The following is a 15,327-nucleotide window of genomic DNA, read 5'->3' as shown; positions in this document are numbered from 1 at the left end:
ATTCTAGCAGGCAGTTGAAAAATGCAGGCAAGACAAGCCGCTAGGCCAGTAACCAGCGCTGCTGACATGGCATGGTGACATGCGGCTGGCAAAGCTGGTCTTTAGCGCAACGGCCCCTATAATCGCGCCACGTCGACTACCCTGACTACGCGCAGGCCCGCACATCTGCTGTGCCTGCCATTTCGAATTTTTCCGCTATTGAACCGGAGAATCTTCATGCTCAAACGTACCCTGGCGCTCGCCGCCGGCTTTGCCTTTTCCCTGTCTGCCAGCCTGACCCAAGCCGCCGAAGTGCTCCGCGTCAGCGCCATTCCGGACGAAGCGCCGACCGAACTGCTGCGCAAATTCAAACCGCTGGGCGCCTACCTGGAACAGCAACTGGGCATGAAGGTCGAGTTCACCCCGGTCGCCGACTACCCGGCCGTGGTCGAGGCCCTGGCCACCGACCGCCTGGACCTGGCCTGGCTCGGCGGCTTCACCTTTGTGCAGGTGCGCCTGAAAACCGGCAACGCCATTCCGCTGGTACAGCGCGAGCAGGATGCGCAGTTCACCAGCAAGTTCATCACCGCCAACCCGGACGTGACCTCCCTGGCCGACCTCAAGGGCAAGACCTTTGCCTTCGGTTCGGTGTCGTCCACCTCCGGCAGCCTGATGCCGCGTTACTTTATGCTGCAGGACGGCATCAAGCCGGAAAGCCACTTCAGCCGCGTTGGCTACTCCGGCGCACATGACGCCACCGCAGCCTGGGTGCAGGCCGGCAAGGTCGATGGTGGCGTGCTCAACGCCAGCGTGTGGGACAAGCTGGTTGCCAGCGGCAAGGTCGATAGCAACAAGGTCAAGGTCTTCGCCACTACTCCGACTTACTACGACTACAACTGGACCGTGCGTGGCACCCTCGACCCGGTGCTGGCCGAGAAGATCAAAGCTGCCTTCCTCGCCCTCGACCCGGCCAACCCGGAGCACAAGGCGATCCTCGACCTGCAGGCCGCCAGCCGCTTTATCGAAACCTCGCCTGAGAACTACAAGGGCATCGAGGACGCTGCGCGCGCCGCTGACCTGCTGAAATGACCCTGCGCCTCTCCGGCGCCAGCCTCAGCCACGGCAACGGAGTCCACGCCCTGCGCGGCGTGGACTTGCATATCGCCGCAGGCGAGCAGGTCGCCATCATCGGTCCCTCAGGGGCCGGCAAGTCGAGCCTGCTCAACCTGCTGGCCACTGCCCTGCAACCGAGTGGCGGCGAAATTCAGCTGCTCGGTGAGCAGCCCTGGCAACTGTCCAGCAACCAACGTCAGCGCCTGCGTGCACGTATTGGCTTGGTGCATCAGGCGCCGCCACTGCCGGCGCGCCAGCGGGTGGTTACCGCCGTGCTAGCCGGCAAGCTCGGCCAGTGGGGTTTGGGCAAGAGCCTTCTGAATCTGCTGCATCCGCTGGATATCCCTGGCGCACGCCGTGAGCTGGCCAAGCTGGACCTGGCCGACAAGCTGTTCGCCCAGTGTCAGCAGCTTTCCGGTGGTCAGCTGCAGCGCGTTGGCATCGCCCGCGTGTTGTATCAGGCGCCGGAACTGCTGCTGGCCGATGAGCCGGTGTCAGCCATGGATCCGGTGCTGGCCGAACACACCCTCAACGTGTTGTGTCGGCATGCCGAGCAGCATGGCGTGACCCTGGTCGCCAGCCTGCATGCGGTGGAACTGGCCCTGGCGCACTTCCCGCGGATTATCGGCCTGCGTGACGGGCAGATTCTCTTCGACCGCCCTGCTGGCGAAGTCGACCAGGCGCAGCTCGACGCGCTTTATGCTAATGAGCAACTGCTCTCGCCGCCCGCTCCCAGCGTGACCTTGAGCCTGCAGATCCCGCGATGCTAAACCGCGACACCCGCGACCCGGCCGCCCTGCCCCGCCTGCTACTCACCCTGCTGGCGCTGGCACTGCTGTGGCCGGGTATACAGCTCAGCGAGCTGGACCTGGGCGTGCTGCTGCAAGCCGACAGCCAGAGCGAAATGGGCCGTTTCGTCGGTGCCTTCTGGCCGCCGACCCATGACGCGGACTTTTTGCAGTTACTGCTCGACGCCACCCTGCAAACCCTGGCCATCGCCACCGCAGGCATGGCCCTGGCGCTGCTATTGGCGATTCCAGCCAGTCTGCTCGCCAGCCGCGCACTGTCGCTGTCGGCGGCCTCCCGTGGTGGTCGGCCGAAGCCGTTGGCGCAGTTGCTGCGCTGGCCGGTGCGCGGCCTGCTGATCTTCCTGCGCAGCGTGCCGGAAATTGTCTGGGCGCTGCTGTTCGTTCGCGCGGTTGGCCTCGGCCCCACCGCCGGGGTGCTGGCCATTGCCATCACTTACAGCGGCATGCTCGGCAAGGTCTATGCGGAAATCTTCGAGTCGGTCGACCAGCGCCCGGCCCACGCCCTGCTGCAGTCTGGCAGCAGTCGGCTAGCGGCGTTCGTCTACGGCATCCTGCCGAATGCCGCGGCAGAGCTGACCTCCTACACGGTGTACCGCTGGGAATGTGCGATTCGCGCTTCGGTGGTGATGGGCTTCGTCGGCGCCGGCGGCCTGGGCCAGCAGATCGATCTGTCGATGCGCATGTTCGCCGGCGGTGAAGTGGCCAGCATGCTGCTGACCTTTCTGTTGCTGGTACTGCTGGCCGATCAACTCAGCCGTGTGCTACGCAGGAGGCTGGCATGAGCCGGCTGATCAACCTGTTACTGCTGCTAGGCATCGGCGCAGCGGTAATCGCTTCGTTCGTTTACCTGGGTATAGACCTGGGCGCGCTGATCAGCGGCGACAGCCTGAGCCAGATGGCTGGCTACGTGCAGCGCTTTCTCAGCCCGGACCTGAGCGCCGAGCACCTGTCGGCCATCAGCCATGGCGCAATGGAAACCCTGGCCATGTCGGCCCTCGGTACGTTGCTCGCCGCTGTATTTGGCCTGTTGCTGGCCTTGCCCGCCGCAGGGCGCTTCGGCTGGCCGCTGCAAAGCGCTGCGCGTTTGCTGCTGAATGCCCTGCGCGCGATTCCCGAACTGGTCTGGGCCGCGCTGATGGTGCTGGCTGCAGGCCTTGGCCCGAATGCCGGCACCCTGGCCCTGGCCCTGCACACCGCTGGCGTGCTCGGCCGCCTGTTTGCCGAGGCGTTGGAGAACACCCCCACCGCACCGGCCGAGGCGATTCGCCTGCAGGGCGGCAGCCAGGTCGCGGCGTTCTGCTATGGCACTCTGCCCAATCTGTGGCCACAGCTGTTGGCCTACTGCCTGTACCGCTGGGAAAACAATATCCGCATGGCCAGTGTGCTGGGTTTCGTCGGAGCCGGCGGCCTGGGGCAGATGCTCTACGTCAGCCTAAGCCTGTTTCAGGAAGCCCAGGCCAGTACGGTGATCCTGGCCATGCTGGTGCTGGTGTTCGGCGTCGACGCGCTGAGCGGCTGGACGCGGCAGCGCTGGGTACGGGCGTAGGGCGGGTGAAACCGGCGGTGCGCGCCACGCGGGCTTCACCCGCCCTACTCGGCACCAAAGCTAGTCACCGCTGTCCAACCCGGCGCGGCACCGCTCAGGCGGTACGGGCCGGTCATCATTGTTTCGGGAGCTGTCCTTGCCTTCTGTTTTCTCACGTCGCACCTTTCGCCTGACGGCCCTGCTTGGCGGACTCGGCCTGGCCGCCTCAGTGCTGGCCTGCCCGAATGGGCAGCAGCAGGTCTGTACAGTGGTGTGCTTCTGTGCGCCGTTCAGCCAGGCGGATATCGGGGTACTGTACGAGGACGTCAGCCAGATGGCCGCCTCGGGCCTGGAGCAATGGCTGCTGCAATCACGCGAGACGGTGGCTGCCAGCGGCACCCATCCGATTCCTCTGCATATCCGCGCCCAGTTGGAGCCCTACTACGGCATCGATGTACTCGATGCGGCGCGCTACAAGGTGGGTGACAACGAAACCCTTAGCGCCGCCAATACCCTGCTGCAGAACCCCGATGTACAGGCGGTGACGCTGATCGACATCATCGTCTTCCGCAATGCCGCGGACGCGCAGGACAATGTCGCGCTCTGGGCCCACGAACTGCTGCATGTGCAGCAATACCAGCAGTGGGGCGTGCGCGAATTCGCCCGGCGCTACACCCGCGACCACAACGCCATCGAAGCGCCTGCTTACAAGCTGCAGATTGAGGTCGAACGCGCCCTGCGCAATCAGCTGATTAGCAACACCAAACAGCGCTAGAGCAGCGCTCTCAAAACGATTCAGCATCGGGCAGCCACGCGCACAATAAAGCCGCACACTGGCCATTGCCAAGCAATCAGCCAATGGCTGCCTAAGGGATACGCGCAGGTGGCCGATGTGGAACGGAGCGGGTAGCTCCGTTCCTGCGCCGCCGGGTAGGCGAGCGCAGCGCATCGAAATGCCAGAGGGGAAGAAACACATCGTACCGGGTGGGTAACCCTCCGTTGCCGGATGTACGACGGGCGCTGCAGTGCAGCATCAGACACCTGGGCAAGGTGTCTGGAGGTGGCGGTAAGCCGGTGTTGCCAACCACCCCGGCCGGGGAACCGGTCAGGGTGGGATGCTCGTAGAACCGTTTAACCGATGGTCATCAAACTGGCGTTGCCGCCCGCTGCTGCGGTGTTGATGCTCAACGCGTGCTCAATCAGCAGGCGCTCCAGCGGGATATCCGTCTCGCCTTTGTGCAGACCATGCACACCGATAATCGCGCCAGGACGCTGAGCCGCCAGTTGGCAGACTTCGCGCAGCTGATCAGAGTCACCGTGATGAATGATCGCGTCGAACACCGTTTCGCTCTCGCTCCACTGGCTGAGCACGGTGATGCGTTGCTGCACGGCCTTGGGCAGTGCGGCAAACAGCTCGCGGGTCAGCTCGCTTTCCTGCCACAGCACCTGGCAACCCACGGCCAGAGCCGCTGCCAACTGCACCAGCAGGTCACTGCGCTCATCCGCCAGACACAGCACATGCTCACGCGGCAGCAAGCTGTAGCTGTTGCGTTCACCGGTTGGGCCATTGAGCATCTGCACGGTGCCGCTCTGCGCCAGCTCGACATACTGCGCGCTTAGTGCGCTCAGGCTTGGCTCATGCTTGGTCGCCCAGTCTTGCAGCGCCTGAATCACTTTGGCCTGCTCCGCCGGACGCTGGATTTCGCCATTTTCCTGCTGAAGCTGCTTGGCCACTGCGTCCTGCGGACGAGTCGCCAGCAGGCGGTACATATACAGCGGACCACCGGCTTTCGGGCCAGTACCGGACAGGCCTTCGCCGCCGAACGGCTGCACGCCGACTACAGCGCCAACCATATTGCGGTTTACATACAGGTTGCCGACCTTGGCGGTGTTGACCACCTGAGCGATGGTTTCGTCGATGCGCGTGTGCACGCCGAGGGTCAGACCATAGCCGCTGTCGTTGATCTGCTGCAGCAACTTACCCAGGTCAGCACGCTGGTAGCGCACCACGTGCAGTACCGGGCCGAAGATCTCGCGCTGCATCTCGTCGAAGCTGTCCAGCTCAATCAGCGTCGGTAGTACAAAGGTGCCGCGTTTGATGTCGTCACCCACGGCGCGGGCGCTCTGGAATACCTTGCGACCCTTCTCGCGCATCTTCTCGATGTGCTGGTCGATATTATCCTTGGCTTCCGCGTCGATCACCGGGCCGATATCGGTGCTCAGGCGCTCCGGGTTGCCCAGGCTGTATTCAGCCATGGCGCCCTTGAGCATGTTGATCACACGATCCGCCACGTCTTCCTGCACACACAGCACGCGCAGAGCCGAGCAACGCTGGCCGGCGCTGTCGAAGGCCGAGGCCACCACATCGACCACCACCTGCTCGGTCAACGCCGATGAGTCGACGATCATGCTGTTGAGGCCGCCGGTTTCGGCGATCAGCGGAATGGTGCGGCCCTGGGCATCCAGCCGACCGGCGAGGTTGCGCTGAATGATCCCGGCCACTTCGGTGGAACCGGTAAACATCACGCCACGCACTCGCTCGTTGCCGATCAGGCCAGCGCCGACGGTTTCGCCACGGCCCGGCAGCAGTTGCACGGCGCCGCTCGGTACACCGGCATCCAGCAGAATGCGCACGGCTTGCGCGGCGATCAGCGGAGTTTGTTCGGCCGGTTTGGCCAGCACGGTGTTACCGGCAGCCAAAGCGGCGGCGACCTGACCGCTGAAAATCGCCAGCGGGAAGTTCCACGGGCTGATGCACACCACCGGGCCCAGCGGGCGGTGGCTGTCGTTGCTGAAGTGATTGCGTGCCTGCGCCGCGTAGTAGCGCAGGAAGTCCACCGCCTCGCGCACTTCGGCGATGGCGTTGGCGAAGGTCTTGCCGGATTCACGCACCAGCAAGCCCATCAGCTGCTGCATTTCCGCTTCCATCTGGTCGGCGGCGCGGTCCAGTACGGCGGCGCGCTCGGCCGGCAGGGTCGACTGCCAGATCTGCCCGCTGGACACGGCGCAGAGCACGGCGTTGCGAACATCCTGCTCACTGGCTTCATGCACATGGCCAACGATGTCGCGGTGGTCCGCCGGGTTGCGTACCGGCTGCGCTTCGCTCAGCTCAGGCGCTTCGCAACCAAGCAGCGGCATGGCCTTGTAGGCGTTGTTGGTGCTGCTCAGCAGCGCCGAGGACAGCGAACCGAGGCGGTGTTCGTTGGCCAGGTCGATGCCTTCGGAGTTCAAGCGGGCGTCGCCATACAGCGCACGCGGCAGAGCAATGCGCGGGTGTGGCAGGCCAAGGCCGCCTTCCTGCGTGGCCATCTGCTCAACCTGCTGTACCGGGTCGAGCACCAGTTCCTTGATCGAGATGCTGTGGTCGGCGATACGGTTGACGAACGAGGTGTTCGCGCCGTTTTCCAGCAGACGACGCACCAGATAAGCCAACAGGGTTTCATGGCTGCCCACTGGGGCGTAGATACGGCACGGACGGTTCAGCTTGCCATCGGCAACCTTGCCCACCACCTGCTCGTACAGCGGCTCACCCATGCCGTGCAGGCACTGGAACTCGTACTGGCCAGGGTAGTAGTTCTGCCCGGCCAGTTGATAAATGGCCGACAGCGAGTGGGCGTTGTGGGTGGCGAACTGCGGGTAGATGGCTTCCGGCACGGCCAGCAGCTTGCGTGCGCAGGCGATGTAGGAAATATCGGTGTACGGCTTGCGGGTGTACACCGGATAGCCTTCCAGACCTTCGACCTGGGCGCGCTTGATCTCGCTGTCCCAATACGCGCCTTTCACCAGACGGATCATCAGGCGATGGCGGCTGCGCTTGGCCAGGTCGATGACGTAGTCGATCACGTACGGGCAGCGCTTCTGGTAAGCCTGGATGACAAAGCCGATGCCGTTCCAGCCGGTCAGGGCCGGGTCGAAGCACAGGCGCTCGAGCAGATCGAGAGAGATTTCCAGGCGGTCGGCTTCTTCGGCATCGATGTTCAGGCCGATGTCGTACTGCTTGGCCAGCTTGGTCAAGCCCAGCAGGATCGGGTACAGCTCGTCCATCACCCGGTCGTACTGGGCGCGGCTGTAACGTGGGTGCAGGGCGGAGAGTTTGATCGAGATGCCCGGGCCTTCATAGATGCCACGGCCGTGCGAGGCCTTGCCGATGGCATGGATGGCCTGCTCGTAGGACGCCAGGTAGCGCTTGGCGTCTTCATCGGTCAGCGCGGCTTCACCGAGCATGTCGTAGGAATAACGGAAGCCTTTGCTTTCCATGTTGGTGGCGTTGGCCAAGGCTTCGGCGATGGTTTCGCCGGTCACAAACTGCTCGCCCATCAGGCGCATGGACATGTCCACGCCCTTGCGGATCAGCGGCTCGCCGCCTTTGCCGATAATGCGGTTGAGCGAAGTCACCAGGCCGGCTTCGTTGTGCGTAGCCACCAGTTTGCCGGTGATCAACAAGCCCCAGGAGGCCGCGTTGACGAACATCGACGGGCTGTTGCCCAGGTGCTGGCTCCAATTACCGTTGCTGATCTTGTCGCGGATCAGCGCATCACGGGTGGCCTTGTCCGGAATACGCAGCAGCGCTTCGGCCAGGCACATCAACGCTACACCTTCCTGCGAGGACAGCGAGAATTCCTGCAGCAAGCCCTGCACCAGGCCCTGACGGCCGCCGGCGTTCTTCTGGTTGCGCAGCTTCTCGGCAATGCCCATGGCCAACTTGTTGCTCGCCTCGGCCATGTCCTTGGGCAGACGCGCCTGCTCCAGCAGCATTGGTACCGCTTCGGTTTCCGGACGGCGATAAGCGCCGGTAATGGCCGCGCGCAGCACCGATTGCGGGAGGATGCTTTCGGCGAAATCGAGGAACACCTGCAAACCTTGCTCAGTCAGGTTTTCCACCACTTCGTCGCCCGCCACAGCGGCAAGGCCAGAATGCTCGGCCGGGGTCAGACCACCCTCGATCTGCTCCAAGTAATTGAAGATCGCCTGCTTGATCAGCCAATGCGGCGTGCGGTCAATCGACTGCGCAGCCTGCTTGAGGCGATCACGGGTTGCATCATCGAGTTTTACGCCAAGGGTGGTAGTGGCCATTGGTTTGTCCTGTATGGGCTGAAGCACGGCAAAAAATCGCCGAAAGCAATTTGCGCTACCTCCGCAACCAACCAGGGTGGCTGCCATAGAAGGCGAGGCGCAAAAAATCTGGCGAGAGATTAAACCTCACAAGGCTCAGGGTGCAACTAGGTGCAACCAAACAAAATCGCAACTCTTTACCGCTCAACACAGGGCATAGGCTCACTCACTTCAGGCTAAAACCCAGCGCCCGTAGGGCTTTTGCAAAAATTGCCAACACCTTGAGGAAAACGCTCGTTTTAAAAAAGCATCGAGCATCCGACGACAGGTACAACCCAAACACCAACAAGGTTGCACTACGACATTTATCCCTGCTCACTAGAGCAAAGCACAACGGGTCAAAATCCGTGCAATCGCCGACGGAGTGCACCTGCACTCAGCGCAACCGCACACCTGCGAGTGCAGCCGACAGCACAGAAGCAGGACGAGTGAATCAACGCGATGGCGCGGATAGCCGGGCGACACAATGTCGCGTTAAGCTCAGAAGGGGACTCATAAGGAGATGACCATGACTGCCAAGGAAGCGCAATTGACTGAGCTACTCAGCCTGTCCACACGCACCCTCACCCACCTGACAGCCGCCATCACCGCGATGTCATTTGAACTGCTCAATACCCAGGACAACGCCGTGAACGCCACGGCACACAAGATGATCGAGCGCATGCTGGCGATCAACAGCGAGCTGGATCAGCAATGGCAACTGCTCGGCCAACTGGCCGGCACCCAGCCAGAGCCCAGCAACGCACTGGAACAGGTGGTGTTACAGAGCCTGGAAACAACCGAAGACGAGCACTGACTCACGCGCTATGCAACCAGCGGCCCCCCCTTCTTAAACAAGACCACCCCCCAGTACAGCTGGACACCTTGCCCATAAGACTGAAATAGCAAAGCCACCTCCGTACAGAAAGTGGCTTCGCTCTGCTGCCGTCGCCGATAAATGCGGATAGCTTCAGCTCGCTTAGTTAGGACGGAAATCCATCAGCAAACGCAGGTAGGACAGCATGTTCTTGCCGCCAACGGTGCCTTGATAACCGTGGCTGTCGAACTGCGTGCTTTTGAACAGATCGACGCGAAAGCGCGGGTTGGTTTCATACGTACGCCCCAGGGTGCTGGTCACGCGGCTGTCAAACAGATCGGCGCTGACTTTGACGAACTCGCGCGGTTTGCGCCGGCCATTCGCGCCACTGTTGTTGGGGCTGCTGAAGATATCGGTGGTCACGGTCATCGCCGAGCTGTAGCGCTCGCGGCCGCGCAGGCTGGTCTTGCCACTGGCGATGACAAACTGGCCTGTTACCGGGCGATAGCGATCACCCGCCGTCAGGTAGCTGCCCAGCACGTCATACAAGGCGTAACTGCTGCCCGTGCCACGCTCCTTGTTGCGCAGATCGAAGATAAACACGCCGTTTTCACCAATGACTTCCATTTCAACCTGGCCCAGGGTGGCGTTGTTCTGCACCAGCAACGCGGTGTTTTCATCGACGCCGAAGGCAAACGGCACCTGGGTGTGATCCGCCAGGCGCACGATACGGCCCTGGCGGCCACGTTCGCTGAAGTGGGTATCGAGCAAGCCGTAGTTGAAGAAGCCGAAACCGCCCTGCATGTCGTAGGCCAGGTCATCGCCGCTCGGGGTGGTGTAAACGCCATAGCGCAGGCCATCGTAGCTTTCACCACCGGTGACCATCGGCCCCTGCACCATGATCGCAGTGCCGGCGCTGGTACCCGCCAATACCGCACCAGCGTTGTGCCGCGCACGAATCGCCGCCAAGGCCGGGCTGTCGGCACGGGTGGCGGTTTGCAGGGTCTGGGTCAGGCGCGACTGGTCGCCACCGCCGAAAAAGAAGCCGGTCATGCTGTTGATCTGCGCGACCACCTGCGGATTGCTGTTATTGCTGATCTGATCCAGGTCGATGGGGATCCACTGCGCATCAGCCGCGCCATAAGTCTCCAGCAGCTGGGCATAGAACTCGCCATTGGCTTTGGAGTTGGCGGCGTCGGCCGTACCGGCATCCGGGTCGTCACTTTCCGGGATCGACGCAGCGGTAATAACGCCGATCCGCGCCTGGCCATTGCCGCCAGCCAGTTGAATCAGGCGCTGATAGATCGCTGTATTGTCATCTTTAAGGCCGCCGCCAACCAATATCAGCGGGCCGGCGCTGTAGCCGGTAACGGGTAAAAGAGCGAGCAGCAACGCGCTGCTCCGTATAAATGATCTGATCATGGTTCGAGTTCTCCGATGTGCGCTCGGCGCACGCTTGTTGTGGGTGTTGTAAAACGGGAACTGCTGCAGATAACGCCGCGTGGCTCTCTGGGTGGCTAACTCCTTCGGCTAATACACCGTGAATTGTTTGAAGTACTGCTTCTCGATGCGCTTGTAGACGCCGTTGCTGAGAATCACGCTGAGGGCTCGGTCCAGCCGCTCACGCAATACGTGATCGCCTTTGCGCACAGCGATGCCCTGGCCTTTGCCAAAGTGTTTGGGGGCGACCACCTTGTTGCCCACCTGCTCGAAGCCCTGGCCCTGGGCCGTGTCGAGAAAGCCGAAATAGCCGGACACTGCGTCATCCAGCACCAGGTCGACGCGTCCTGCGCCGAGCGCCTGGTACATGCCCTCGGCGGAATCAAAGCGCAGCACCTCGGTGTGCTGCTGGTATTTGTCAGTGAGGAAGCGGTCATAGGTGGTGTCGCGCTGCACACCCAGGCGTTTGCCGGCTATACGCCTTGGGGTGATGATCACCTGATTGACCAGCCCCTTGCGGGCGAAGAAGAACGCCGGGGTTTGCGCATATTTGGCGGTGAAATCGACCCGCTCGGCGCGCTGCGCAGTGATCGACATGGACGCCAGAATCAGGTCCGCACGCTGCTCATTGAGTGCCGGAATCAAATCGTCCCAGGCAAACCTGACCAGCTGACAATCCGCCGCCATGACCTGGCACAGGGCGTGGGCGATATCGACATTGAAGCCGCGTAATTGTCCGTTCGCATCGACTTCCTCAAAGGGCGGAAACTGCCCTTCCATGGCGATACGCAGGGGCTGCGCCTGAACGCTGTTTAGCAGCATCAAGCCCAACATAAATAAGGTTGCTCGTAGCATTTCGGTACCCCTTGCAAGCGCTGTCAGAGCGACAGCCTGGGGTCAGAGGCCAGGCTCCAAGCCAAGAAAAGAGGCGCCGCACAGGGCGCCTTAAGGCCAAAGGAGCAATGGGAGCTGACCTTGAATAACCAACCGGCCGCTTCACCAGCATGAGCGGCCGGCACTGCCTTACAGGATGCTCAGCGGGTACTCGACGATCAGGCGTACTTCGTCGAGGTCGCTGTCAAAAGCGGTGGAGCGATGGGTGGCCTGACGCACGCGCAGGGACAGGTCCTTGGCGGCACCGGACTGCACCACGTACTTGGCTTCCAGGTCGCGCTCCCAATGCTTCTCGTCATCGCCCGCCCAACCGGCGAAGGCACCATTCGGATCAGCCTTGGTGCCGTCGATGTCATCACCCTTGATGTAACGCGCCATAAAGCTCAGGCCCGGCACACCGAAGGTCGCCATGTTCAGGTCGTAACGCACCTGTACGGAACGCTCGTTGGGGGCGTTGAAGTCGGAGTACTGCACGGAGTTGGCCAACCAGATCGAGTCGCCACCGATGTAGTCGAAGAACTCGTCGCCATTGACCTTCTGGTACGCCAGGCTGAGCTTGTGCGCGCCGAAGCTGTAGGCGGCTTTCAGCGAGTAGGTCAGGGTATCCAGCTCACCTGCCAGGGCATCACCCTGGTCATCGGTCTTGTAGGCCACCAGGTCGAAGTTCAGCGCCTGATCGTCAGCCAGCGGGATGGTGTAGTAGACGTTGGCGAAATACTGACGCCAAACGTCTTCAGCTTCGCTGCCGTAGAGCGCCACACTGAGGTTGTCAGTGAAGTTGTAGGTACCACCGACGAAATCGACGCTGCGCGCTTCGACTTCCGCGTATTCGCTGGTCAGCTCGCCATCGGAGTTGCTCGAGTTGCGGCGATTGATTGCAGTGAAATGACCCGCTTCGAGGGAGAGTGCATCGAACTCACTGCTCGACAGCTGGAAACCGGTGGCGGTCTCCGGCAGCAGGCGCGAGTCGCCAGTGGCGAAAACCGGTGCGGTGGGACGCTGCTCGCCGAACTTCAACACGGTGGAGGAAACCCGCAGCTTGACCGCGCCGCCCAGCTCGCCGGTGTTGTCTTCGATACGGCCTTCGCCGTCCACCGGCAGGATGCCGTTGCCCACGCTGCCACGCCCGCCATCGAGTTTGATGCCGCCATAACCATGGGCATCGACACCGAAGCCGACGGTGCCCTGGGTAAAGCCGGACACGTAATGCGCCTGGATGCCGTGGGCCCACTCATCGCGTGTATTACGGGTGGAGTTGCGGTAATCCCGCTGCATCCAGAAGTTACGATTGAGCAGGTTCAGCGTGCTATCGGCAATAAAGCCCTTGGATTCTTGCTGCTCACCGGCGACTGCCAGTTGCGAGCTGGCCGCGGCAACTGCCAGGGCGATCAGGCTCAGTTTTACAACGTTCATGGCTTACTCCATTGGTTTTTTTATTGAACATCTCGAACATCCGTCGCCGGGCAGCGACGCATTCCTTCCAGCACTGCCGCTAGGCAAACTGCTCCAGCGACAAATCGGGCGGACACACGCCCTTGCTGATCACCGCCTCCAGGCACAGGGTCGTCTCCGACTCGGCCCAGCAAACGAAATAGCCTTTGGCTTTCAATCGTTTGAGCTTGAATGGCCACTCCAGCTCGGCGCTGTTCTGGAGCGCCTGCAAGCTCGCCGGCAGCTGGATAATCGAGTAGAAGCCGGCCGTGGTTTGCACCCGCTCCAGCACCCGCAACGCTGGCTGTGCGGTGACTAAGGCGTGATTGCTCTGCGGCTGCAGCAGCTTTTCCAGGGCGAACGATTCCAACCTGCTGATTTGCATACAGGGACTCGCACTCTTCATCGGTGGTTGGGGCGCCGCGACTAAGCGCGGCGCTTGGCGGTTTAGCTCAGAGCTTGAGCAAGCCACTGACCTTGGCCAGGGCCTGCGCCACTTCGGCTCGGGTCACCGGGGCATCCGGGTTAAAGCGGCCTTTCTCGGCCTGCAGCCAGCCCTCGCCCACCGTCAGGCTGGCAGCGTCGGCATAGGCTTTATCGACGCCAGCGAGGTCGGTCAGCGCAGCGGTTTTCGCCAGGCTAATGCCCTGATAGCGCTCCACCAGTGCCTTGCAGGCCAGCGCCCACTCCTTGCGGGTGACCGGCTGGTTACCCGCGAACGCCTCAGTGCTGGTCATCCAACCGTTGGAGAGCACGGTGTTGAGCTGATCGCGCATCGGATCATCCGCACCGATATCTGTGAGCGTGGGCAGCGCATCCAGCTTGGGCTCAGCAGCCAGGGTCATCTGCAGGGCGTTGGCCAGTTCCAGGCGACTGATCGGCCGTTGCGGCTCGAAGGCGTTCTGACCATTGAGGGTCATCAGGCCGTGGAAGCTCACGGCGCGAATCGCATCGCCCGCCGCGCCGTTGCCGGCATCTTTAGGTGCGCTGGTAGCCGGGTCGCCGAGGTTGGCATTGACCGGGCGAATATCCAGGCGCACACCGCCCACGCTGTAGTTGGTCAGCGAATCGTAGAACTGGCTGTGGGCGCTGAAGTCAGCGGTTTTGCTGAACTCGAAACGGTAGCCGTAGTGGTAGCCGTTGAGCGGGTTGTAGCGGGTCATCAGGCCGACCTGACGCATCGCGGTGTTGTCCGCCAGGCCATAGAGCACTGCCCGCCCAATGGCCGAAACGGCCGACAGGTCGGTGATCAGTTGGTTGCCCACCAGGTATTCGTTGCCGGCCTCGATGGCGGCTTTGCCTTCGGCAGGCTGCACCTTGCCGCTGGCCAGGTCATAACGGTCGCCGCTGCCGAGCATGGCCAGGCGTACGTTGCTCAACTGGGTGCCGTACACACCGAATGTCTTCTCGGCCTGACTGGCGTCCATCACCGTCAGGTAGCCCTCGCCCAGCACCTGCACCTGGCCCTCGGGGTTTACCCACATCGCAGTGTTGGTGTCCAGGCCAAAGCCCTTGCTCGCCGGTTGCCCGGCCAGGTAGGCGGCCATGCGCGCGGCGCGGCCGGTGCTGGTTTCCTCGATCTGGTCGAGGTGCTGATCAATGATCCCGCCTTTGAACAGCCCAGCACCTTTGAGCACCGCGGCACCACGCTGGTCGGCCTTGCTGGCCACGCCGAAGTCCAGGGTATCCATGACCACGCCATAAGCGGTGGGCATCTGCGCGCCGAGGATGCTGGCACCCGCGCTGGTACCGGCGACCACGCCGCCCTTGTCATACACCTTGCGCACTTCCTGCATCAGCAGCGACGGGCTGCCATCGGCATTGAACAGCGCGCGGGCGATACGCGCCTGATCGCCACCGACAAACCACACCGCGCTGGCCTCGCCCAGTGGCTTGACCACGGCAGCATCGTTCATGGTTGTTTGGTAGTTGCTCTTGTCGATGCCGACGATGCTGATGCGTTCGGCCGGGATGCCGAGGGCCACCAGCTCGCTCATAAAGCGCTTGCTCGAACCCTGGCTACCGCTGGCGGTTGGCATGATCACGATGCGCGCCTCTTTCTGGCCACCGGCCAGTTCGATGAACTTGGCGTACACCGGCGAGTTGCTCGCGCGCAGCATGCCGCCGACGGCCAATAAATGACCTTCCGCCAAGGCTGCAGAGCTTGCACAGGAAAGGATCAGGGCGGCCGCCGCCACGCGTTGGTTCAGCTGCTTTTTCATTCTTAT

12 protein-coding genes are annotated in these 15,327 nt (G+C 62.3%); 6 read left to right on the top strand and 6 right to left on the bottom strand.

The features are described 5' to 3' along the window. Nucleotides 1-216 precede the first annotated feature (216 nt). The 5 genes from CUR33_RS19110 (at nucleotide 217) to CUR33_RS19090 (ending at nucleotide 4,201) form a co-directional block, all read left to right on the top strand. Nucleotides 217-1,068, top strand: coding sequence for a putative selenate ABC transporter substrate-binding protein (locus CUR33_RS19110; RefSeq protein ID WP_289240600.1), 852 nt, complete (start codon nucleotides 217-219; stop codon nucleotides 1,066-1,068). Beyond that, nucleotides 1,065-1,862 carry a phosphonate ABC transporter ATP-binding protein gene (locus tag CUR33_RS19105; protein ID WP_289240599.1) on the top strand — a complete coding sequence of 266 codons (798 nt, stop codon included), beginning with the start codon at nucleotides 1,065-1,067 and terminating at the stop codon, nucleotides 1,860-1,862. The genes CUR33_RS19110 and CUR33_RS19105 overlap by 4 nt, the downstream gene beginning before the upstream one ends. Then, nucleotides 1,856-2,683, top strand: a complete 828-nt coding sequence (locus CUR33_RS19100; RefSeq protein WP_289240598.1) for a PhnE/PtxC family ABC transporter permease — start codon at nucleotides 1,856-1,858, stop codon at nucleotides 2,681-2,683. Before CUR33_RS19105 ends, CUR33_RS19100 begins: the two co-directional genes overlap by 7 nt. Then, nucleotides 2,680-3,447 (top strand): phosphonate ABC transporter, permease protein PhnE, encoded by a 768-nt coding sequence (gene phnE / locus CUR33_RS19095; RefSeq protein WP_289240597.1) that lies wholly within the window; start codon nucleotides 2,680-2,682, stop codon nucleotides 3,445-3,447. Before CUR33_RS19100 ends, phnE begins: the two co-directional genes overlap by 4 nt. 136 nt (nucleotides 3,448-3,583) lie before the next feature. Beyond that, a complete protein-coding gene (locus CUR33_RS19090; protein WP_289240596.1) occupies nucleotides 3,584-4,201 on the top strand; it encodes an eCIS core domain-containing protein in 618 nt (205 codons plus the stop codon). Nucleotides 4,202-4,557: 356 nt separating this feature from the next. Here the strand turns inward: CUR33_RS19090 and putA are convergent, their stop codons facing one another. Beyond that, nucleotides 4,558-8,499: a trifunctional transcriptional regulator/proline dehydrogenase/L-glutamate gamma-semialdehyde dehydrogenase gene (gene putA / locus CUR33_RS19085; protein WP_289240595.1), complete on the bottom strand. Its 3,942-nt coding sequence runs from the start codon at nucleotides 8,497-8,499 to the stop codon at nucleotides 4,558-4,560. A 547-nt stretch (nucleotides 8,500-9,046) separates the two neighbouring features. Between putA and CUR33_RS19080 the strand changes: the two genes are divergently transcribed. Further along, nucleotides 9,047-9,334: a hypothetical protein gene (locus CUR33_RS19080; RefSeq protein ID WP_167147634.1), complete on the top strand. Its 288-nt coding sequence runs from the start codon at nucleotides 9,047-9,049 to the stop codon at nucleotides 9,332-9,334. 162 nt (nucleotides 9,335-9,496) lie between these two features. On the opposite strand, the gene CUR33_RS19075 is transcribed toward CUR33_RS19080, so the two are convergent. The 5 genes from CUR33_RS19075 to CUR33_RS19055 all read right to left on the bottom strand — a co-directional run bounded on the left by CUR33_RS19075 (nucleotide 9,497) and on the right by CUR33_RS19055 (nucleotide 15,321). Further along, on the bottom strand, nucleotides 9,497-10,756 hold the full coding sequence (locus CUR33_RS19075) for a cyanophycinase (RefSeq protein WP_160088970.1): 1,260 nt from the start codon (nucleotides 10,754-10,756) through the stop codon (nucleotides 9,497-9,499). A gap of 108 nt (nucleotides 10,757-10,864) precedes the next feature. Next, nucleotides 10,865-11,608 (bottom strand): transporter substrate-binding domain-containing protein, encoded by a 744-nt coding sequence (locus CUR33_RS19070; protein WP_289240594.1) that lies wholly within the window; start codon nucleotides 11,606-11,608, stop codon nucleotides 10,865-10,867. Between the two features lie 189 nt (nucleotides 11,609-11,797). Further along, nucleotides 11,798-13,081 (bottom strand): OprD family porin, encoded by a 1,284-nt coding sequence (locus tag CUR33_RS19065; protein WP_282876707.1) that lies wholly within the window; start codon nucleotides 13,079-13,081, stop codon nucleotides 11,798-11,800. A 79-nt stretch (nucleotides 13,082-13,160) separates the two neighbouring features. After that, entirely contained in the window at nucleotides 13,161-13,484 is a 324-nt protein-coding gene (locus tag CUR33_RS19060) for a hypothetical protein (protein ID WP_289240593.1), read from the bottom strand. A gap of 67 nt (nucleotides 13,485-13,551) precedes the next feature. Continuing rightward, entirely contained in the window at nucleotides 13,552-15,321 is a 1,770-nt protein-coding gene (locus CUR33_RS19055) for a cyanophycinase (protein WP_289240592.1), read from the bottom strand. Nucleotides 15,322-15,327 lie beyond the last annotated feature (6 nt).

It is taken from the genome of Pseudomonas sp. FEMGT703P (genome assembly GCF_002786345.1).
GTDB classification, from domain to species: Bacteria; Pseudomonadota; Gammaproteobacteria; order Pseudomonadales; family Pseudomonadaceae; genus Aquipseudomonas; species Aquipseudomonas peli.
This window is presented reverse-complemented; position numbering and strand designations above follow the sequence as displayed.

Coding starts and splice junctions, on each gene's coding strand:
- CUR33_RS19065 (WP_282876707.1), bottom strand. CDS start 13,081: ATGAACGTTGTAAAACTGAGCCTGATCGCCCTGGCAGTTGCCGCGGCC.
- CUR33_RS19105 (WP_289240599.1), top strand. CDS start 1,065: ATGACCCTGCGCCTCTCCGGCGCCAGCCTCAGCCACGGCAACGGAGTC.
- CUR33_RS19100 (WP_289240598.1), top strand. CDS start 1,856: ATGCTAAACCGCGACACCCGCGACCCGGCCGCCCTGCCCCGCCTGCTA.
- CUR33_RS19080 (WP_167147634.1), top strand. CDS start 9,047: ATGACTGCCAAGGAAGCGCAATTGACTGAGCTACTCAGCCTGTCCACA.
- CUR33_RS19110 (WP_289240600.1), top strand. CDS start 217: ATGCTCAAACGTACCCTGGCGCTCGCCGCCGGCTTTGCCTTTTCCCTG.
- CUR33_RS19055 (WP_289240592.1), bottom strand. CDS start 15,321: ATGAAAAAGCAGCTGAACCAACGCGTGGCGGCGGCCGCCCTGATCCTT.
- CUR33_RS19075 (WP_160088970.1), bottom strand. CDS start 10,756: ATGATCAGATCATTTATACGGAGCAGCGCGTTGCTGCTCGCTCTTTTA.
- CUR33_RS19060 (WP_289240593.1), bottom strand. CDS start 13,484: ATGCAAATCAGCAGGTTGGAATCGTTCGCCCTGGAAAAGCTGCTGCAG.
- CUR33_RS19070 (WP_289240594.1), bottom strand. CDS start 11,608: ATGTTGGGCTTGATGCTGCTAAACAGCGTTCAGGCGCAGCCCCTGCGT.
- putA (WP_289240595.1), bottom strand. CDS start 8,499: ATGGCCACTACCACCCTTGGCGTAAAACTCGATGATGCAACCCGTGAT.
- phnE (WP_289240597.1), top strand. CDS start 2,680: ATGAGCCGGCTGATCAACCTGTTACTGCTGCTAGGCATCGGCGCAGCG.